Source organism: Halopseudomonas sp. L-58 (genome assembly GCF_056859475.1).
On sequence record NZ_JBSXON010000051.1, the window covers coordinates 122,212 to 142,365 of the forward strand.

General features: G+C 56.4%; 15 protein-coding genes. 12 read left to right on the forward strand and 3 right to left on the reverse strand.

Annotated elements, in window-relative coordinates:
- Positions 1-99 precede the first annotated feature (99 nt).
- Genes AC13EY_RS07365 through AC13EY_RS07395 form a run of 7 tightly spaced genes read left to right on the forward strand, consistent with a single transcriptional unit; the run spans position 100 to position 8,621 of the window.
- Positions 100-1,356, forward strand: coding sequence for a restriction endonuclease subunit S (locus AC13EY_RS07365; protein WP_482876837.1), 1,257 nt, complete (start codon positions 100-102; stop codon positions 1,354-1,356).
- The gene (locus AC13EY_RS07370; RefSeq protein ID WP_482876839.1) at positions 1,353-2,138 is read left to right on the forward strand and encodes a hypothetical protein; all 786 of its coding nucleotides are present in this window, start codon (positions 1,353-1,355) and stop codon (positions 2,136-2,138) included. Before AC13EY_RS07365 ends, AC13EY_RS07370 begins: the two co-directional genes overlap by 4 nt.
- Complete coding sequence (locus AC13EY_RS07375; protein ID WP_482876841.1) at positions 2,135-5,296, forward strand: DEAD/DEAH box helicase; 3,162 nt, start codon at positions 2,135-2,137, stop codon at positions 5,294-5,296. The genes AC13EY_RS07370 and AC13EY_RS07375 overlap by 4 nt, the downstream gene beginning before the upstream one ends.
- Positions 5,296-6,429 (forward strand): AAA family ATPase, encoded by a 1,134-nt coding sequence (locus AC13EY_RS07380; RefSeq protein WP_482876843.1) that lies wholly within the window; start codon positions 5,296-5,298, stop codon positions 6,427-6,429. Before AC13EY_RS07375 ends, AC13EY_RS07380 begins: the two co-directional genes overlap by 1 nt.
- Complete coding sequence (locus AC13EY_RS07385) at positions 6,426-8,051, forward strand: type I restriction-modification system subunit M (protein WP_482876845.1); 1,626 nt, start codon at positions 6,426-6,428, stop codon at positions 8,049-8,051. The genes AC13EY_RS07380 and AC13EY_RS07385 overlap by 4 nt, the downstream gene beginning before the upstream one ends.
- 36 nt (positions 8,052-8,087) lie before the next feature.
- On the forward strand, positions 8,088-8,237 hold the full coding sequence (locus AC13EY_RS07390) for a DUF4113 domain-containing protein (protein WP_482876847.1): 150 nt from the start codon (positions 8,088-8,090) through the stop codon (positions 8,235-8,237).
- 60 nt (positions 8,238-8,297) lie between these two features.
- On the forward strand, positions 8,298-8,621 hold the full coding sequence (locus AC13EY_RS07395; RefSeq protein WP_482876849.1) for a hypothetical protein: 324 nt from the start codon (positions 8,298-8,300) through the stop codon (positions 8,619-8,621).
- Positions 8,622-8,632: 11 nt separating this feature from the next.
- Here the strand turns inward: AC13EY_RS07395 and AC13EY_RS07400 are convergent, their stop codons facing one another.
- On the reverse strand, positions 8,633-10,063 hold the full coding sequence (locus AC13EY_RS07400; RefSeq protein WP_482876851.1) for a DUF6035 family protein: 1,431 nt from the start codon (positions 10,061-10,063) through the stop codon (positions 8,633-8,635).
- 111 nt (positions 10,064-10,174) lie between these two features.
- Complete coding sequence (locus AC13EY_RS07405) at positions 10,175-11,569, reverse strand: tyrosine-type recombinase/integrase (protein WP_482876853.1); 1,395 nt, start codon at positions 11,567-11,569, stop codon at positions 10,175-10,177.
- A gap of 965 nt (positions 11,570-12,534) precedes the next feature.
- On the opposite strand from AC13EY_RS07405, the gene AC13EY_RS07410 reads away from it, so the two are divergent.
- The 4 genes from AC13EY_RS07410 (at position 12,535) to AC13EY_RS07425 (ending at position 18,880) form a co-directional block, all read left to right on the forward strand.
- Positions 12,535-14,007, forward strand: coding sequence for a spinster family MFS transporter (locus AC13EY_RS07410; protein WP_228245036.1), 1,473 nt, complete (start codon positions 12,535-12,537; stop codon positions 14,005-14,007).
- A gap of 462 nt (positions 14,008-14,469) precedes the next feature.
- Positions 14,470-15,285: a motility protein A gene (locus AC13EY_RS07415; RefSeq protein ID WP_228245035.1), complete on the forward strand. Its 816-nt coding sequence runs from the start codon at positions 14,470-14,472 to the stop codon at positions 15,283-15,285.
- The gene (locus AC13EY_RS07420; RefSeq protein WP_228245034.1) at positions 15,278-16,063 is read left to right on the forward strand and encodes an OmpA/MotB family protein; all 786 of its coding nucleotides are present in this window, start codon (positions 15,278-15,280) and stop codon (positions 16,061-16,063) included. The genes AC13EY_RS07415 and AC13EY_RS07420 overlap by 8 nt, the downstream gene beginning before the upstream one ends.
- 201 nt (positions 16,064-16,264) lie before the next feature.
- On the forward strand, positions 16,265-18,880 hold the full coding sequence (locus AC13EY_RS07425; RefSeq protein ID WP_228245033.1) for an EAL domain-containing protein: 2,616 nt from the start codon (positions 16,265-16,267) through the stop codon (positions 18,878-18,880).
- Positions 18,881-18,905: 25 nt separating this feature from the next.
- Here the strand turns inward: AC13EY_RS07425 and AC13EY_RS07430 are convergent, their stop codons facing one another.
- Positions 18,906-19,541, reverse strand: a complete 636-nt coding sequence (locus AC13EY_RS07430) for a hypothetical protein (protein ID WP_228245032.1) — start codon at positions 19,539-19,541, stop codon at positions 18,906-18,908.
- Between the two features lie 224 nt (positions 19,542-19,765).
- On the opposite strand from AC13EY_RS07430, the gene AC13EY_RS07435 reads away from it, so the two are divergent.
- Complete coding sequence (locus AC13EY_RS07435; protein ID WP_228245031.1) at positions 19,766-20,110, forward strand: 50S ribosome-binding protein YggL; 345 nt, start codon at positions 19,766-19,768, stop codon at positions 20,108-20,110.
- The last annotated feature ends 44 nt before the right edge of the window (positions 20,111-20,154 follow it).

The following is a 20,154-nucleotide window of genomic DNA, read 5'->3' on the forward strand; positions in this document are numbered from 1 at the left end:
GCATGACATCTCTGAATACACCGCTGATTCCTACCTTGACCGTCGTGTCTGGGCATGCACTGCAAACTACGGAAAGACGGCCTGGCGATGAGTGAGCAAATGCAGCAGAAGAAAATGGTGCTGGTGCCTCGCTTGCGGTTTCCTGAGTTTCGGGAGGCTGGGGCGTGGGAGGTGCATGAGCTTTCGGAGTATCTGACCGAAAGCCGTGTCGAAGGTAGCGCAGGCGACGTTGCAAGGAAAATCACGGTCAAGCTTTGGGGGAATGGTGTATTCGCCAAAAATGAGTCGATCAAAGGCAGTGAAAACACCAGGTACTACAAACGTAGTGCCGGTCAGTTCATTTACAGCAAGCTCGACTTCCTTAATCAGGCCTTTGGGGTTATCCCAGAGGAGTTGGATGGGTATGAGTCGACGGTTGACTTGCCCTGCTTTGATATTGCCAACGGGCTGGACTCCATTTTTCTTTTGGAGTACGTAAAGCGAGAAGATTTCTACAGGAAGAATGGTGAGATTGCTGACGGTGGGCGAAAAGCAAAACGCATCCAGACTGAGGTGTTCTTGTCGTTCCCCATCGCATTGCCGCCTCAGGAGGTTGAGCAGCGGCGTATCGCCGATTGCTTGTCATCCCTTGACGAGCTGATTGCTGCGGAAAGTCAGAAGCTGAACGCCCTAAAGACTCACCAACAGGGGCTGATGCAGCAGCTGCTCCCTCGCGATGGTGAATCTGTTCCCCTGTTGCGCTTTCCCGAGTTTTCTCAAGATGAGGTTTGGGCGGATGAGCCTCTTGAAGATCTGGCAAAGCGGGGATCTGGTCATACGCCGAGTAAGGCCCACCCTGAGTATTACGATGGTGGAATCAAGTGGGTTTCGCTGGCTGACTCAAGGCGACTGGACGCAGGGCTTATTACAGAGACGGAAGTAGAAATCTCAGCAGCTGGACTAGCCAATTCGTCTGCTGTACTGCATCCAGCAGGGGCTGTTCTCCTAAGCAGAGATGCGGGCGTGGGTAAAAGTGCCGTGATGGGCGAGCCCATGGCTGTGAGTCAACATTTTATTGTGTGGGCCTGCAAGCCTGATCGACTCTGCAACTGGTTTCTTTACTACACGTTGCAGCAAAAAAAATCATTGTTTGAGAAAATCGCTACAGGGAGCACGATCAAGACTATCGGCCTTCCGTTTTTCATAAGCTTGCGGATCAAGGTGCCATCACTGGCAGAGCAGGAGAGGATTGCCGGATTTCTTTCCTCCCTCGACTCACTGATCGCCGCTCAGAGGGGCAAAGTGGAAGCCCTCAAAACTCATAAGCTGAGCTTGATGCAGCAGCTTTTCCCTGTCATGGATGAGACCAACACTTGATCTGGCAAACCCTCTACCAGTCGGCTGATGGCTGTGTCACCTGGCAAGGTGAAGCAGTTCAGGCCGGTGATGCTCTTAATAGCTTTCTGCAAGGGCAAGTCGCCGCACGCCTGAACGATAGCGAAGGCAGTCAGGCGCTGAGCGATCACTTGCATGGGCTAAGCCTGACCGGTATGGGGCTGGATGCCTTGCAAGCGGTGCTGGATGCCGAGTTGCATGAGACCCGTGATTGGGCCGCTGGTGAGGCGTTAGCTGAAGCGATGTTGCAAGAACACCACGGTGTGGTGCTGCCCTGGAACAATGAGCGTGACAAACGCAACCCCTTTGCGTCACTGCCGGGTGCGGACATTGTGGGCTTCCAGCGCGATGGCGACTCCCACCGCCTGGCTCTAGGCGAAGTCAAATGCTCATCTGAAGAGAAATCGCCGCCGCAGGTCATGACCGGGCGCAGCGGCATGATCCATCAGCTGGAGACCCTTGCCGGTAACCTGGGCACTCTGTGTCAGTTGCTCAAGTGGTTGCTACCTAGAGTCAAGAACACGGAGCATCAGCCAGCCTTTGACGCTGCTTGCAGGCGCTATTTCGAGTCTGGGAATCGGGATCTGGCGCTATTCGGTGTCCTCATCCGTGATCAGGCAGCCAGCGAGATGGATTTGAAAAATCGCGGAAAGGCTCTCGCAAAGAGCGTGCATGCCCCGACACGATGCCACCTACTTGCTTTGTATATGCCATGGCCGATTGAGCAACTGCCTGCTGTTATTAAGCAGGGAGGTGCGACATGAGTCACTGGCTGCTGGATGCGATTGCAGAAAGCCGGGCTCAGGCGCTGCGTGATGCCGACAGGGTACAGTTCTACCGAGAAATGACGCCGCAAGAGCCTGATTTCGATGCTCAGGCCATGTATGAGGTAGTGGCTGCGCTGGAGCTGGCTGTTCTGGATATGGAGCTGGATCGCTTCGGCGATGACGAAGCACGCCAGGCGATTCTGCAAAGTGCAGCAGGAGATGCTTTCCGGTTGCTGCGAGTACTACCCTTACCAGAGGCTCCTATGGTCGCGGCCACACATCTGCTTCGTGCCTCGGTACTAGCCGTGATTGGTGACCGGGGAGCAGATGCTGCGCGCTGGCTGCGTGCTCTTGATGATAAAAAAGCTTGGCCTGTGCTGCCCCTTAATTCGCCAGACTGGGGGGAGCGTTGTCGTGCCACGCTTACCGATGTCTGGTTGCGCCTGGTTCGTAAGCAAGGCTGGATTGACCGTGACACCGTGCTGGAGCGGGTGGCTGCCTTGCGCACAAGTCAGCAGGAGTTTGAGCGAGAGTACCTCGGCTCATTTGATCCGCTGCAAGCCAAACGCTCGGCGCTGGAGCTGATCGCCATCTACCACCTGGCCAAGGCGGCTGATGTGCTAGCCCACTTCATCACTGATGGTGTGGTAGAGGACAGTTATCAGATTCAGCCGGTGCTGGACTCGCACTTCGACCGTGCCATTGCGGCCTGTGATACCGCCCAGCTGCTTGAGCTGGGACCGCTGACGCGCCTGCTGGCACGGGCAGCAGCTCAGATGGAGGCGAACTCGCTCTGGACGGTTACCCGTGCGGTGAACTCACGGGTAACGAAGTTCGTGCGCGAGTTGGTCAGCCGTGGCCGTGGTGATCGTGCCATGTTCGATGTGCTGCCACCTCAGCGCCGCACGTTGGCTGAGCGTGGTTTGCTGGGCTCCAGCCGCCGTGCAGTCGTGGTCAGTCTGCCGACTTCCAGTGGAAAGACTCTGATTGCCCAGTTCCGCATGTTGCAGGCGCTGAATCAGTTCGATGATCGCAAAGGCTGGGTCGCTTATCTCGCACCTAGCCGGGCATTAGTGAATCAGGTTACGCGACAGCTCCGGCGCGATTTCCAGCCACTCGGCGTGGTGGTGGAGCGGGTCAGTCCGGCCATGGAAGTCAACGGCATCGAGGCGGGTGTGTTGGCCGAGGAGCAGAGCGATGCTCAGTTCCGTGTTCTGGTGGCCACGCCGGAGAAGTTCGATCTGATGCTGCGTCAGGGTTGGGAAGAGAAAATTGGTCGTCCGCTCACATTGGTCGTGGTGGATGAGGCTCATACGATTCAGGACAGTGAGCGCGGGCTGCGACTGGAGTTGCTGCTGGCAACCATCAACCGTGAGTGCCGCGAGGCGCAGTTCCTGCTGCTGACACCTTTCATCCAGAATGCCCGCGAAGTGGCACGCTGGCTGGGCGGTCTGAACTCGGAAGATATCAGCCTAGGGGTGGACTGGCAGCCGAATGACCGTGCCATCGGTATTGTCAGCCCGGTAGATGCAGGTGCCAATAAGGGGCGTAGCCGCGATTATCAGGTGAACTTCGAGACGGTACACACGTCACGTCCCAGCATTACCCTGGATGATGTGTTTTCCCTGGGTAAAGAACAGAGCTTGGCTGCCTCGTTATCGAAAGCTAAGGATGTGGGCACGTTGGCCGCGATCACAGCACGCAAGCTATCTGCCCGTGGGCCGGTGATTGCGATGCACAGTCGTCCGGATTTTGTCTGGAAGCTGGCGGAGAAGCTGAAGTCCGGACGAAGCGAGGCGCTGCCGGAGGATGTGCGCTTTGTGCAGAACTACGTCGCGGCAGAGCTGGGCGTGCAGTTCCCGCTAGTGGATCTGCTGTCGCACCGTGTGGGTGTACACCATGGCGGGTTGCCGGAAGAAGTCCGGATGCTGATGGAGTGGCTGTTCGAGAAAGGTCATCTTGATACCCTGGCTGCAACCACTACCCTTGCTCAGGGGGTGAACTTCCCGGTCAGTGGTGTGGTGATGGCTGCGACCCAGTACCCCTTTGGCCAGGACATGCCGGCAGAGGATTTCTGGAATATCGCCGGTCGGGCGGGGCGTGTTTCTCAGGGGCAGCTGGGTGTGGTGGCTCTGGTTGCCAAAGATGAAGCCGAAGTGGCAAAGCGTCGTGATTTCATCAATCGCAGCACCGGAGACCTGAACTCTGCACTGATTCAGTTGGCTCAGGCTGCAGCCGGTGAGCTAACTGACCTTGGGTTGATTGTTTATCACCATCCAGAGTGGTCGAGCTTTCTTCAGTACCTCGCACACACCTACCGCCAAATGGGGCAGCCTTTCAACTTTGCCGATCAGATCGAGCAGGTCTTGCGTGGCACCTTCGGCTTTGAACGGTTGCGCACGTCAAACAGCCAGCTCGCTCGAAATCTGCTGACTGGTATCCGCAGTTACGTTTCCTACATGGCCAGCCCAGCACAACCACTCGGCCTGGTTGACAGTACGGGATTCTCGCTGCAGAGCATCAAGACGGTCATGACCCATCGCGGTAACATCGGGCCGGATTCTTGGGATCGAGACAGGCTGTTCCAGGCCGGTGACAGCACCCTGCAGAGCATGATGGGTGTGCTGCTGCGTGTACCAGAGCTGCGCGATAACCTGAGTGCAGTTCTGGGGGGCAAAACACCGGATGGTGACAAGCTTGCGCTCATCCTGAAGGACTGGGTGAATGGCGAAGAGCTAGCCACCATTGCTGAGCGGCACTTCAGCCAGGATGGCTCAGACACGGTGGTAGCGCTGACCAAGTGTGGGCAGAACCTGTTCGGCAAGCTGGCTCATACATCGTCCTGGGGGTTGAGCGCGCTGCTGGCAATTACAGCGTCCGATCTTGAAGAGGACGAACGCAGTCAGTTGGCCAATCTTCCATCGCAGGTGTACTACGGCGTATCCACAGATGAGGCGGTCTCGCTGCGCCTGTTGGGCGTACCGCGTCGGGCTGCACCACGCCTGGCGCAGGCGATGCAATTGAAATCTGGGGACTCCTTGCCTTCGATCCGGAAACGTCTTGAGGCGTTGCCTGAGCTGGCGTGGGGAGCTGCATTGGGTGCTGACGGGCAGGTCTATCGCCGGGCCTGGCGAATCATGGATGGAGTCGAGTAATGGGGTCTGAAAGACAGCTGCCAACTTTCGCCGATCTCCCGGCGCTGGCCGGGCATCTGCGGCAGGTACTGCAGGGCAAGATAACGACCATTCTGCTGTATGCCTACAACGGCACTGGCAAGACACGGCTGTCTATGGCCTTCAAGGACATTGGCAAGCAGGATGAGTCCCGTGACACCCTGTATTTCAATGCTTTCACCGAAGATCTGTTCCACTGGGACAATGATCTGGAGGGTGACAGTGAGCGTCGCCTTACGCTCAACGCGGACTCTCGCTTTTTTGCCGGCCTGGCTGAGCTGGAGATGGATACCCGCATCCGATTGCTGTTGCGGCGGTATGCAGATTTCGATTTCCGCATCGACACCCAGGACTGGGTTGTGTACTTCTCTCGCACAGTAGACGGGCAGGACGTCGACAACATCAAGGTTTCGCGTGGCGAGGAAAACCTGTTTGTCTGGTGCTTCTTCCTGGCGGTCATGCAGCTGGCAATGGATCCGGAGATCGAGGCTTACAGCTGGGTTCGATACGTCTACATTGATGACCCCATTTCATCGCTCGACGAGCACAACATCATCAGTCTTGGCTGTCATCTGACTCAGTTGTTGAAGAGCGCGGACAGACCACTGAAAGTCGTGATCTCGTCGCACCATCCGCTTTTCTTCAACGTGATGAGCAACGAGCTTGACGCACGTAAGTCAAAGAAGGTGTCTGCCCACTTCCTATCGCAATCCAAGGTCGATGGCAGCTATACGCTGGAGTTCACGCGAGCAACACCGTTCTTCCACCATACGGCGGTGCTGACGGAGCTGTCCAAGGCCGAGCAGTCGGGAGAGCTGTATACCTACCACTTCAACATGCTGCGTTCTGTGTTGGAAAAATCGGCAAGCTTTCATGGTTTCACGAATTTCTCGGCCTGCATTGCAGGTGATCCCGACGATCCTGATGGCATTCTTCTCGCCCGGCTCATCAACATTATGAGCCATGGTGACTACTCCCTGTTCGAGCCGAAGCCCATGCTCGAAGAGAACAAAACCTACTTCAGAAAAATTCTGCACGACTTCCTAAGTCGCTACCCCTTCAATCCCGACTTGTTTCCTCAAATCCCTGAGGCAGCAACAGTAGGCAAACCATGACCGAGCTTGAAAAACAGAAACTGGGCAAAACCCTCTGGGCCATTGCCGACCAGCTGCGTGGTGCGATGAACGCGGATGACTTCCGTGACTACATGCTGGCATTCCTGTTCCTGCGTTACCTGTCTGATAACTACGAAGCTGCGGCGAAGAAGGAGCTGGGATCGGACTATCCGGTGGTGCCAAAGGATGCCAAGGGTGAGCTGCTTGATCGCCGTCCACCGCTGGCGATCTGGTACGAAGAAAATTCGTCTGATACCCATGAGTTTGAGAAGCTGATGCGCCGCAAGGTGCATTATGTGATTCGTCCGGAGTATCTGTGGAGCAGCATCGCCGAGCTTGCGCGCACCCAGAAGGATGGCCTGCTTAGTGCTGTGCAGCAGGGCTTCAGCTATATCGAGAATGAGTCTTTCGCTAGCACCTTCCGGGGGCTGTTTTCTGAGATCAACCTGTCTTCTGACAAGCTCGGAAAGACCTATGTCGAGCGCAATGCTCACCTGTGCAAGATCGTCGCCGAGATTGCAAAGGGGCTGAAGGAATTTTCAACCGACAGTGACACGTTGGGCGATGCCTACGAGTATCTGATCGGCCAGTTTGCTGCCGGTAGCGGCAAGAAAGCTGGTGAGTTCTACACGCCGCAGCGCATTTCCAGCATTCTGTCTGCCATCGTGACACTTGATAGTCAGGAGCCGAAAACTGGCTGCCGTACCCACTTAGACAGCGTGCTGGACTTTTCCTGCGGTTCGGGCTCGTTGCTGCTGAACGTGCGTCGCTTTATGGGGACGAATGGTATTGGCAAGATCTACGGGCAAGAAAAGAACATCACAACCTACAACCTAGCGCGCATGAACATGCTGTTGCATGGGGTGAAGGATTCGGAGTTCGAGATCTTCCACGGTGACACACTGCTCAATGAATGGGAGATGCTGCGCGAGACTAATCCAGCCAAGGTTCCGAAGTTTGATGCGGTTGTGGCCAATCCCCCTTTCAGTTACCGCTGGGATCCTTCGGAGACGTTGCGAGAGGATGCTCGCTTCAAAAACTATGGGCTGGCTCCCAAGTCGGCAGCAGACTTTGCTTTCCTGCTGCATGGATTCCATTTCCTGAAGCAGGATGGCGTCATGGCCATCATTCTTCCGCATGGTGTGTTGTTCCGCAGCGGGGCTGAAGCACGCATCCGCACCAAGCTGCTCAAGGATGGACACATCGACACCGTGATCGGCCTGCCAGCCAACCTGTTCTTCTCCACAGGTATCCCAGTCTGCATCCTGGTGCTGAAGAAGTGCAAAAAGCCTGACGATGTGCTGTTCATCAACGCGGCTGAGCTCTTCGAGAAAGGCAAGCGACAGAACCAGCTGACGGATGATTACATTGCCAAGATCATCGAAACCTATCAGTTTCGCAAGGAAGAGGACCGCTACTCTCGCAGGGTTGAGATGGCGGAAATCGAGAAGAACGACTTCAACCTGAATATCTCTCGCTATGTGAGCACAGCGGAGGCGGAGGAAGAGATCAAGCTCTCGCTGGTGCATGCTGAGCTCACGGCGATCGAGGGGTTAATCAAGGAGGCGAAAGAGCGCCACAATCAGTTTCTGGCGGAGTTGGGGTTGTCTTTGATTCCATGATTCTAGGGCAACTAGGTTGAGGCATTATGAGGGCTGGTGAGCAAGTCATGGACTCGATCATTGCCAAGCAGGGGAGGATGCGTCCGCCTTACCCGGGGCATCACAGGGGCGGGCTGGAGCATGGAACGTCAATCCCTGACTCCCGAGTTCACAACCCGTTGGAGTGACTTGCCTGCGGCGCATTGAGCTTGGGTTTATGGCTGCCTACTGATGCTTAGAAACGAACCAATGCCAAGGACGCGATACATGACAAAATCGTTAAAGCTCGTAGCTCCGATCATCGCAGCGTTGGCACTCACCACCGGCTGCACAGAACAGACAGAGGTGAATTTTCCTGAAGAGCCCGGAAACTATGTGATCAAGCGAGATGGGCTGCTCATCTTCCGCGAGGTGTACCATGACGGGATGTATTTTGAAGACCGGCAAAGCCGTCAGGATCGTAATAAGCTGGAGAAGTGCGGGTGGGCTGTAACGGACTCACAGGGTAAGGACCAAATCGACCTGGTGGTTCAAGATCTCTTGCCTGGATGTCGATTTATGGGCAGAAGGTCCTATTCAGTTGTGGAGTAACTGCACAGAAGTCAGCTCTGTGCTGTCCTTGGCTCCCCAAGCAGTTGACGGGGCGCCATGACCAGTTTCTCGCTTATCTCTGGGAAGAGGAAACTGAGAAGTCGGTCGAAAGCTCGGTTGGGCATATACTCCGGGTCTTCTCGCCGAAGGGCGTCACGGTACTGCGTAACCTTCTGCCGCCAGCGTTGGGTGGTGTCGTACTCTCTCATTAGGTTCGCCCGGTCATGTGCCTCCAGCATGAGTCTGAAAACCCAGAGCGTTTCTTTCCGCTTGTCGACCAGGTAGTGCGCCACCTGCACGAGGTTTCCGTAGCCTAGCCCTACCGGAACGCCTTCTCTTGCCGAATAGGCCGCCACGAGATAGTTGTAGGGGCCGTCTACGGTGAAAGGGTGTTCTGGTAACGCAAGTCCTAGTGATTGAAATAGGCTAACGAGCTGGGGCCATCGCTCCTCAATATCGGTACTGGTTAACTCATGCCGAAGAAATGGGAGATAGAAGCTCTCAAATGACTGGCGAATCTCCTGATCACGCATAACACGCTTGCGATCAATAAGCTCCTGCTCCGAGCGAACCTTTTCGCTCTCGTAATCGAAGAAGTAGGTGCGGGGGGCTCCCTGGTCGCTCACATCGAATTTCAGCTCGTCAAACCTGACGATCCGCTGAGCTAGCCTGGTTTCAATGCGGCCATCGGTTACGAAGGGCTCATGCCAGACACACTCAAGTAAAAAGTGTTTGTGAGCACGAGACAGGGCGACGGTCTGTTCGGTAACCCGGAAAGCGTTTCGATTGTTCGAGAAGAAGATGTCCTGTTCTGCTAATCGAAAATGCTCTGCGTCGAGATCGCGGAACAGCCACAGCAGCCTGCCATCATTGCGCTGGTAGAACCTCATTCGTTCAACGATCACATGCAGGAAAGTGGTCGAAAGCTGGACCTCGAAGGCTACGCGCTGGCCATTGAAGCGGCTTTGTATATCAGGTTGCCGCCAACTCTCGCCCTCAATATCGACCCAGCGTCGTTCAGCTAGTGTGTCGGTGAAAGCCGGGTCATGCTCAATACTCGCAAGGATCATGGCCTTTAAGCGATGGTGCTCAACACTTTCTTTCGTTTGACCAAACCGCATTGCATTAATTGTTTTGGCACCAAGTCCGGCTATTCCAGAGCAGGATCCGTCATCGTACAGGTGCTTGAAGTAGAACCGCTCTTTGCTTCGGTTTTGGATGCGATGGGAGGCAAGAATCATAGGCTTTTCGCATGCTGGACATACATAGCGATCCTGACCCTCGGCAATTTCAATCCGGACACCGACCCGCCGCTCTGCTATGACATCCCCGTAATCACCATCACCCATGAACTCATGGAGTGTCAGCCATGATCCGTCCTGGCGATCAAGAATGTATTGGTGCTGTTGCTTGCGAGCCGGTTCGATTGTGGGATTTCGCATAGACAATGATCCAATGTGAGAATGGCTGTATCGATCAAGTGTTCACCTGAGATCGGCTCCGTTTCGGGATTGGGCTCGGTGTTGTCCGTTTGAGTGCCAGTATCCTCTTAGCTATGTTTCGTCTGGCAAACTCAAAATCAACTGCAGCTCTCTTCCGAGAATCTCCCAAGCCTGCCGCTTTTCCTCGGCATAATCGTGCAACAAGTAATGCCGTCGGACCTTGGATCCGCCCAGCAGGTGGTTCTGGCAGCGGTCGATGATGTCGAGGGGTACTCCCAGAGCTTGCATCATGGTTGCGCCGGTTCTGCGCATGTCGTGCGGTGTCCACTCGCCGTTGGCTCCTTTTGCCAGAACCAGGCTGTCGTCGTGATGTCTGCCGGCCAGAGGCTTGCTGCGGTCTTTGAACATGCATTGGCGGTCGCCAATCAGCTTGCTTACGGTTTTGGTGTTGACGTGGGCATCGCCGGCACGGTTCGGGAACACGAATGGCGTAGAGCCGGTTTCGTGCTGCAGGCGTTGGAACTGTTCTTTCGCAAAGTCCGAGAGGAAAACGTGATGGTCCTGACGTTTGCCGCGCTGGCCTTTGGTGTTCTCGGCTGGAATAAACCAGCGGCCGGTCTCCAGGTCGACGTGCTTCCATTCGGCCTTTAGCAACTCGCCGATGCGGCATAGGGTGCTCAAGCAGATCCATACGGCGCACTGAACGCGCTCGTTGACTGGTCGAATGCCGCTGTACTTGCTGCCGGCGCGCAGGGCGGTGTAGTCCTCTTCCAGTTTGATGAAGATATTCCAGAGCTCACGAATCTCATCAGGGGACAGCACGCGGTCGCGTTCTTCCTGGTAGTCATGATCGAGTAGTTTCTTCACGTCGATCAGGTCAGCTGGGTTGCCGTCAGCCATCAGCGGGCGCCAGGGTTTGCGTTTCTCGGCCCAGTGCAGCATCTGGCCTAAGTCGTTGTTGAGGATCACAACAGAGCGGTTGAGCCCGCGTGCTTTGACTTTACGCAGGACGCTGAGTAGGTCCTTGTCTGTCAGGCTGCGGACCTGAGTCTTGCCGATGAAGGGGAGGACGTCTTTCTTGAATCTGCGCTGCAGTTCGGCATTGCCGTCCTGGCGAGCGACACCGTCAGCCAGCCAGGTATCGAACAGATCCTGAACGGTCTTGCTCTCACTCGCCTGGCGCTCGGCTTCAGCGATTGTGGCAGCAATGGCGGCTTGCGCTTCGATCTTGGCTGCCTTGCGGGCGGAGGTTGGGTCAACGCCTTTGCTGACTGTTGCACGTACGTCATCACGTTCAGCACGAATTTGGGCTAGAGACTTCTTCGGCCAGCTACCCAGTCGGTGGTCACCTTTCTTGCCATCGAGCTTGAATTCGTAGCGGAAGAGTACGGTGATCCCGCGGACACCAGCACGTACTTTACCAACCAATCCGCCATCTTCCCGGAGAGTTTTTCCGTCGTCAGTCGTGGTGAGTGCTTCAAGCTGCTTGGCGGTGATTTTGGCCACTCTCTACCCCTTGTATAAAACGGTGGCTTAGAATTTTGCCCCACTTTTGCCCCACCGAATCGCTCGGCTGTCGGTGGATGGTGGTGGACGTTTGTGGATGCTAATCTAGCCTGTATGCCCCGTATTTACTAGGGTTTTTGCTTTCCGGTAACGTCTATGGGAATCCATGGGAATCCACCAAAAAAACGCATGGGGTGCAAGGGGTAGAGTGTTCGAATCACTCCGTCCCGACCAAACAATCGAAAGGCCAGATCAGACTGATCTGGCCTTTTTTTCGTCTGGCGCAAGGTCGGTGCAATTCGCAGCTACTGATCTTGGCAATATCCGGGCCTGGAACCTAGTCAACTCCCACCACTTCCTCGTGAGCCCGCTGATCCCTCGGGATCATCCCTTCGCTGGCATGGTCAGCGATCTTCTATCCATCCTGAGGATGACCGTCGAGTGACCTGTTATGCCGACTGATTCGGATCGGCAGTTAACAATGCAGTCAGATGGCGCTGCCAAAACTCACATGACGGCGCAGGGCACGTCGTATTCCCTTGCTGTAGTGTTAGGTCTGTGCACCAGCAGACTCGGTCAGAACAGGCAGTAAACACTGCAGGCTGCAAAGGCGTGCGTTTCTGCAGCGTGCCGCTCAAGCTATGGCATTTGTTTATGGGCGGGTATTCAAACCGGCTGTTTGGCTCGATCCTGACTGGTCGTTTCGCTATTACCCTGTAACGTAATGCGCACGGATGACGCATGCGAGCCTGAGCCTGGTAATCGCCTGAGGTGAATAAGTCCGGCGACAAAACTCAACAATTCTGTCCGCCACTGTATCCCGCTATGCCGATATAGTGGGTCGGCTCGTCCGGTTGCGGGGCAGGGGTTTATGCTGTTCTTCAGGCCAGACCGTGCTTGCAGTAGGTAATACCAGTGTGGGATTACAGTCCGCATCGACCAATAACAATATACCTGGAAGGCTTATGTCCACGAGACCCACCACTGCCGCAGAGGGCGCAGCCCAAGGCCAACTGGCCGGCTACGGCTCCAAGGCTTATCGCAATTATGTGCTCTTTGCGCTGACATTTATCTACATCCTGAATTTCGTTGACCGCGCCCTGCTGGCCGTCGTCGGCCCTGACCTGGTGCCGGACCTGGGGATTACAGACACCCAGTTCGGGCTTCTCACCGGGTTTGGTTTCGCCCTGCTCTATACCGCTGTTGGCATCCCGCTGGCACGCTTTGCCGATGTCGCAAACCGTGTCTGGATCATGACGGTCTGTGTGGCCCTGTGGTCGCTGATGACCGCGCTTTGCGGCCTGGCGACGGAAGTCACCATTGGCTCGGTGACCATCGGCGCGTTCTGGATTCTGCTGATGTGCCGCGTTGGTGTGGGTATTGGCGAGGCGGGCTGCACACCGCCGGCCAACTCGCTGATCGCGGACTACTTCATCCCTCGAGAGCGCTCACAGGCATTGGGTTTCTACGCCATGGGCGTAACGCTCGGCACCATGGTTGCCAACCTGGTTGGTGGCTGGGTGACCGATGTGTTCGACTGGCGCACCGCCTTTTTCGTCGTCGGCTTGCCTGGCCTGCTGGTCGCCTTGGTTTTCAAACTCACGGTCAAGGAGCCGCCGCGAGGCTATACCGATCCGCCGGTCGCGGTGAAAAAAGAGCGGGCCAGCCTGGGTGAAGCGATCCATGAGCTGATGGGCAAGCCTGCCTTCTGGCTGATGACCGCTGGCGCTACCATCGCTGCGTTCTGCGGCTATGGTATCTCCTCGTTCCAGTCGATCTTTCTGGTCCGGACCTACGAGATCACTGCCGGTCAGGCTGCGATCTGGATCAACACACCGGTTGCCCTGTCAGCCGCCATTGGTACCTTTGCTACCGGGTGGCTGGCGACCAGAATTTACAAGAAGCACCCGGGTGCCATCGCTTGGGTGCCGGCGGCGGGCCTGCTGCTGTCGGTTCCCTTTTATATCTTCGCCTTCACCACGGACAACCTGTTCTACGCGGCAATCGGTTTGATCATTGGTGGCTTCGTCAAGTATGGCTACCTGGCCGCCCAGTACACCATCGGCCAGGGCGTGGTAAGCATGCGAGTGCGCGCTATGGCCACGGCGGTGATGCTGCTGCTGGTCAACCTGATTGGCTACGGCTTCGGCCCGCTGTTCATTGGCGCAATCTCGGACATCTTCTTCAAGTCCGGTATCGCCGATCTTGGTGTGGCGGCTGGCGAACTGGCACGGAACCAGTGTCATCCCGCAGTGGTTGGTCAACTGAACCAGAACCTGCAGGACGTATGCGGGCAGGTCTATGCGCAAAGTCTGCAAACCTCCATGGTCATAATGGCCTGCCTCTACGCTGCCAGCGCTCTATGCTTCCTGCTGACCTGGACCCGCCTGGGCAAGGACATGGTGGACAGAGAGGTGAAAAATCCGGTCACCGCATAAGTGACTATTCGGGAGGGCGCATTGCGCCCTTTCTTTTTGCCTGACGTAGCAAGGGGAGTGCTGGGGTGAGGAGTCCCAGTTTAGCTTGCCCACTTGGAAGAAAATCAGCGTCATCGACGGTTAACCGTTTTTTCGAAGTATGTATTGAGCAAGCATCGGCTGCTTTGCAAGGTGCCGATTCCTCGCTTATGTACAGGACTGGTGTCAGATGAGCTCCAGACTGATACGCTGGCATATGTACTCGCCTGGCTAGCTCCATGTCCTTGAAGGTATCGTTTGACTGGCGAGGAGTTATGGATGGCGTGTCTTATGGGCTACCACCATCTCCGAGGCTCAGGCACACTTTTCAACCAAATTCGCTTCGGTTTTTCCGTTTACCTTAGTCCGGTACCGGCCCTGATTGCGTGGAACATCGAGCAATTCGTACTGTGTAACACCCAATTACATTCTGATGGAGCCTGCATGAATCCGTCCACGCTGATCGGCATGATTGCCGGTGTGCTGTTGCTTGCCACTGTTCTGGTGTTTTCAACGGAGGCGCCGGGGCTGTTTCTCAATCTGCCCGGATTGGGGATTGTGCTGTTTGGCACGCTGGCGGCGACCTTTATCAGCTACCCCATGCGCGAGGTGCTGCGCATCTTCGGCCTGCTGGCAACGGTGATGCGTAATGAGCGGCTGTATGCGCGGCAGGATATCGAAGAGCTGATCAGAATCTATCGTATCTGGATGTCTGGTGACCTTAAGGCGGTTGAGCGGGCCCTTGAGCAGGTTGCCAATCCGTTTCTCAAGACCGGCGTGCAACTGGTAGTGGATATGACGCCGGAAGAGGATGTGATGGATCTTCTGCAGTGGCGCATAGCGCGTCTGCGTGCGCGTGAGCACGCCGAGGCGCAGCTGTTTCGTGTCATGGCCAGCTACGCGCCGGCCTTTGGCATGGTCGGGACCCTGGTCGGTCTGGTCAATTTGATGTTCCTGCTGGGCGACGGTGACGTTACCAGTATTGGCCAGCAGATGGCGGTCGCCCTGATCACGACCTTTTACGGAGTGCTGCTGGCGAACCTGCTGTTCAAGCCGGTTGCGGTCAAACTGGAGCGGCGCACCGAGGATCGCGTGGCGCTGATGAATACCATCATGCAGGGCATCTCGATGATGAACCGAAAATGCAGTCCGGCGGTTATGCGCGAAATGCTCAAGTCGTTTATGGCCCATTACCGGGACGAGATCAATGACGGCAGCAAGGGCAAGCCGGCGTTGCACGGCGAGGCTCGTGATGACTGAGCTGCCGGGCGATGGCGATGATCGCGCACGCAGCGTCCTGCTTGAAAAGCAGCTGCATCTGACCGAACTTGAACTGCAGCGGGCACGGCGAGAAGGTGCTGTTGCTGCGCATAGGGCTCGGCGACAGCCGGTTATTCATGAAGCCTTCGAGCCTCCGGAAGAGGAGGGTTGGCTTACTGTCTATCTGGATGTATTGACGCTGCTGCTGGTGATGCTGGTGGTCATGCTGACGTTTGCCGGCTCGGTACGTGATAACTCATCGGGCGGCGTCCAGGTCGACACGCTCAGCGAGACAGCAGCTCCTGTGCAGATCGTTTCTCCGCCGATTACGGAGCCGGTTGCGCCGGCACCGACGTCTGATCCGCTTTCCGGGCTGGATACCTCAGCGCTGGGAGATGACATCGAGGTTATCTATAACGACCAGAGTGTGAGTTTTCGCATCAGCAGCGAGATCATCTTTGCACCGGCAGAGGCGGAGCTGAGTCTTGACGGTCTGCTGGTGCTGCGCAAGTTGTTGCCGGTTCTGCGTCAGGGTGAGCACCGCATTACCATTGCCGGGCACACGGACAGTCTGCCAATCCGCAGCCTGCGCTATCCGTCGAACTGGGAGTTATCTGGGGCGCGTGCCGGCAGTGTGGTGCGTTACCTTGAGGCTAATGGTATTGCCAGTCAGCGCCTGGTCGCCGTGGGGTATGCCGATACGCAACCACTGCAGGGGAATGATACCGCCACCGGCAGGGCTGCCAACCGCCGAGTAGAGCTTATTCTCGAAAAATAGCGGCATCCGCCGAGCGAGGGGGGGGGCAGCCCCGGTTTGGCGCTCGTGTTTTTTGAGTGACATCAATGTGACATGATTAGGTGGCTGGACGTCCCAGTTGCGCCTATGGTTTTGCGGGAGGTTTGCCTTGCCGCTCAATATCAATTCGAGACTGCGCGCGCCTGCAGGCGCCGCTATGGTCAGCGGCTTTCGAGGTACTTGATGTTTCTGGATCTGGTCGAGAATCTGACGCTGCTGATTGCGCTCTGCTGGCTTCACGCAATGATCATGCGCTACCTGGATGGCTACGAGCTGCCTGGCAAGGTGTGCTCGGGAGTCCTCTTTGGCGCTGTGTGCATTGTTGGCATGATGATTCCGCTTGAGCTGGCTGATGGGCTGATCTTCGATGGGCGTACGGTGGTGCTCAGCATGGCTGCGTTTTTTGGCGGGCCGCTGGTCGCGGGGATTGCAGGGGCCATGGGCGGGTTGTTCAGGCTCTCGCTTGGCGGTGTTGGCCTGGCCCCCGGATTGCTGAATGTGCTCATGCCGGTGGTGATGGGATTGCTGTTCCGATATTTGAATCGGCACCACCGGATACCGTTCAATGTTTTTTCGTTAGTGCTTTTCAGTACGCTGATTCATCTGCTTGAGGTACTGAATCTTGCACTGCTGCCAGCTGACAATTATGCCCTGTTTCTGGAGCATGCTCTGGTACCGCTACTGGCAGTGCTGATCCCGGCCGCTGTTTTGCTTGGTCTGCTGTTGGAAGATGTGGAGCAGCAGCGGCAGGCACGCAATGCGCTGCGCCAGAGCGAGGCCTATCTGAAGGCAGTGACGGACGCGGTGCCGGATGTATTTATGGTGCTTGACGAGCAGGGCACCTACCTTAAAGTCAGCTCGCCGCAGCACGAACTGCTTGCTGCTGAGCAATCAAAGTTGCTGAACAGGCGTTTGCAGGACGTATTGCCGAAGGAGCAGGCTGATCGTTTTCTCGAGTTTATCGCGCGGACACTGGATACGGATCAATCGCTGTCAATCGAGTACAGCATGCAGACGCTGGCAGGGATCAGAACCTTTGAAGCGAGAGCACGGCGTCTGGAAGTTATGATTGGTGGGCGGCGAGCAGTGGTGCTGTTGGCACGCGACATCAGCGACCGGGTAGCCCTTGAGCTTGATCAGCGGATCGCTGCAATCGCGTTCGAATCCCAGCAGGGGATGCTGGTTACCGACGCGCAGACACGAATCATCAAGGCCAATCGCGCGTTCTCGGCCATCACCGGCTACAGCGAAGCAGAGGTTCTGGGCCAGCCGACGCGAATCCTCGGCTCAGGCCATCAGGGGGCGGAGTTTTACCAGCAGATGTGGAAGGCGCTTAACGAGTCTGGTGGCTGGCAGGGCGAAATATGGAACCGCCGCAAGAGTGGCGAGGCATTTCCCGAATGGCTGACGATCAGCGCTGTACACGATGCCAAGGGACGCCTGACTAACTATGTTGCGTCTCTGACCGATATCAGTGAGCGCAAGGATGCCGAAGAGAAGATTCAGCATCTCGCCTTTTACGATCCGCTGACCAATCTGCCCAATCGTCGGCTGATGCGTCAGCGCCTGGAGCAGGCGCTTGTGGTATGCCACCGCGAGCAGCACTACGCTGCGTTGATTTTCCTGGATCTGGACGACTTCAAGAACGTCAATGATCTCTACGGTCACCAGATTGGAGATGGGATGCTGTGTCAGGTTGCAGAGCGGCTCCGGCACGCCCTGCGTGAGCGCGATACGGTAGCGCGCTTCGGCGGAGACGAGTTCGTGGTTTTGCTCGAGGGCCTTGAAGTCAATGCGACCGAAGCGGCCACCCAGGTTGAACACATCGGTAGGAAGCTGCTGCAAACCCTGCGTGAACCCTACCTGATCAAAGATCAGGTTTTCAGCAGCAGTGCGAGCCTCGGCATTGTGCTGTTCAACGATGAGCAACACACCGCTGACGAACTGATGCAGTACGCCGATCTGTCGATGTACAGCGCCAAGGCAGCAGGCAAGGACATGCTGAGCTTCTATGACCCGCAGATGCAGGCGGTCGTGAGCATGCGGCTCGAGCTTGAGGAGGACATTCGGCGAGGGCTTGCGCTGGAAGAGTTTGTCCTCTATCTGCAGCCCCAGGCCGATGCCAGCGGTAATGTTGAAGGGGCCGAGGCGCTGGTCAGATGGCAGCATCCTGCGCGGGGCCTGCTTGCGCCGGGCGTATTTATCGACATTGCCGAGCGCTCTGGGCTGATAGAGCCGCTGGATCTGGCAATCCTGCGTCAGGGTTGTGAGCTGCTGGCGCGATGGGCTCAGCAACCGCAGACCGCAGCGTTGACGTTAGCCATCAACATTAGCGCGCGGTTTTTGTATCGGGACGATTTTGTCTGTCAGGTCAGGGAAATTCTGCAGCAGACAGGCGCCAGTGCACTGCAGCTCAAGCTTGAGATAACCGAGTCCCTGTTGCTGACCGATGTAGACAAAGCCGTCTCTCGAATGCAGCTGCTGAGGGAGATGGGAGTGCGGTTTGCCATTGATGACTTCGGTACCGGTTACTCATCCATGGCGTATCTGCAGCGCCTGCCGCTCGACCAACTGAAGATAGACCAGTCTTTTGTCCGAGGGCTCCCTGATGACAAAGGCAACATCGCCATTGTCAGAGCCATATTGTCGATGGCCGAAGGGCTTGAACTTGAGGTCATCGCCGAAGGCGTTGAGCACCCTGCGCAGCAGGATATTCTGCGTCTGCATGGCTGCAGGCACTTTCAGGGCTACCTGTTTGGCAAGCCGATGTCTGTGGATGCATTTCTTGAGCTGCTTTGAACTTTGGCACAAGAGCTGCTGTGCATCAGCTGCCGGCGCGCTCGTCTCTGATGCCCAGTATGTGTCGCCGGATTGACCGGTTAGAAACCAGACCGGCGATCATGACCCTAAGCCTGTTCCATGCATGCACCCAGCGACTGTCGGTTGCGAGTTCAAAGTCGGGATCGCCCGTGTGAAGTCTGTTTACTCTCAGGTGCGGCAAGGCAAGGCAGTAGTCACCGCGATCGGTTATGACGCCTAACCGGTTTTGGCTGCTGAATAGCTCGTTGGCCGCGTCATGGTCAAGATCGTGGTTCGATGTAGAGAAGGTGCCGCCCGGAGCCAGTGTAGCGCTGTCGTGACTGAACGCCGCCAGCACCGGTTGCACATTTCGGCCTTCGATCAGTTCACCCGCCACGCAGCGCAGATAGTGGATCTGCGGTCCCTGGATGTCGATACGCTGGATGACCATTGGTCGATCGCTGCGGTTCTTGATTCGCAGGAACGTCGTCCAGTCGCCTGGAAGCAAGGAGGGACGAAAGTGAGCGGCGGTCACCACCAATGGCTTTGCTCGATGTCGCAGCAGGCGAGTCCAGAGGGTCAATGCCGTCAGCAGGGCCAGCAGCGTAGCTATCCCGGCCAGCGTTGCGGCGTTGTCCCAGAGCCAGATAAAACGATTCATTATCTCTCCATCAAAGGCGTCGAATCCGGGAAAGATACTTGCCGATCTCGGCTTGAATGGCAAAACAAAGTGCAAAGCATATCCGCGTTCAGGAACGCCAACTGGTATCAGTCCGGGTAACAGGGCGCTGCGCGACGGGTTTAGCAATGCAGCCGGTCGGAAGGCCAGCGGGAGCGGGGCTACCCTGCTACAATCCGCGCTGACATCATTCAAGAGGAAAACTTATGGCTACCAATCGGTCCCGTCGCCTGCGCAAGAAGCTGTGTGTTGACGAGTTTCAGGAGTTGGGCTTTGAACTGAATCTCGAATTCAAGAGCGATCTTGAGATCGAGGCGATTGATGCCTTCCTGGACGAGTTCCTGACTGAGGCAATGGACGCAAATAATCTGGATTACGTCGGCGGCGAAGGCTTTGGCCTGGTATGCCTGGCCGAACGTGGTTCCGTCTCTGAAGATCAGCGACTGGCTGTAGAGAACTGGCTGAAGGGCCGCAATGAGCTGGCCGTATGCGAAGTTGGCCCGCTGCAGGACGCTTGGTATCCGGACAAGCCGATCAACGCGGCAGTCTGACCCAAAAGGCCATCCACTGTGATGGCCTTTTTTGTGGACTGGTG

What these genes read in the sequence shown, in the direction of transcription:
- AC13EY_RS07365 (WP_482876837.1), top strand. Translation starts at nt 100, where the DNA reads ATGCAGCAGAAGAAAATGGTGCTGGTGCCTCGCTTGCGGTTTCCTGAG.
- AC13EY_RS07375 (WP_482876841.1), top strand. Translation starts at nt 2,135, where the DNA reads ATGAGTCACTGGCTGCTGGATGCGATTGCAGAAAGCCGGGCTCAGGCG.
- AC13EY_RS07380 (WP_482876843.1), top strand. Translation starts at nt 5,296, where the DNA reads ATGGGGTCTGAAAGACAGCTGCCAACTTTCGCCGATCTCCCGGCGCTG.
- AC13EY_RS07385 (WP_482876845.1), top strand. Translation starts at nt 6,426, where the DNA reads ATGACCGAGCTTGAAAAACAGAAACTGGGCAAAACCCTCTGGGCCATT.
- AC13EY_RS07395 (WP_482876849.1), top strand. Translation starts at nt 8,298, where the DNA reads ATGACAAAATCGTTAAAGCTCGTAGCTCCGATCATCGCAGCGTTGGCA.
- AC13EY_RS07400 (WP_482876851.1), bottom strand. Translation starts at nt 10,063, where the DNA reads ATGCGAAATCCCACAATCGAACCGGCTCGCAAGCAACAGCACCAATAC.
- AC13EY_RS07410 (WP_228245036.1), top strand. Translation starts at nt 12,535, where the DNA reads ATGTCCACGAGACCCACCACTGCCGCAGAGGGCGCAGCCCAAGGCCAA.
- AC13EY_RS07415 (WP_228245035.1), top strand. Translation starts at nt 14,470, where the DNA reads ATGAATCCGTCCACGCTGATCGGCATGATTGCCGGTGTGCTGTTGCTT.
- AC13EY_RS07420 (WP_228245034.1), top strand. Translation starts at nt 15,278, where the DNA reads ATGACTGAGCTGCCGGGCGATGGCGATGATCGCGCACGCAGCGTCCTG.
- AC13EY_RS07425 (WP_228245033.1), top strand. Translation starts at nt 16,265, where the DNA reads ATGTTTCTGGATCTGGTCGAGAATCTGACGCTGCTGATTGCGCTCTGC.
- AC13EY_RS07430 (WP_228245032.1), bottom strand. Translation starts at nt 19,541, where the DNA reads ATGAATCGTTTTATCTGGCTCTGGGACAACGCCGCAACGCTGGCCGGG.
- AC13EY_RS07435 (WP_228245031.1), top strand. Translation starts at nt 19,766, where the DNA reads ATGGCTACCAATCGGTCCCGTCGCCTGCGCAAGAAGCTGTGTGTTGAC.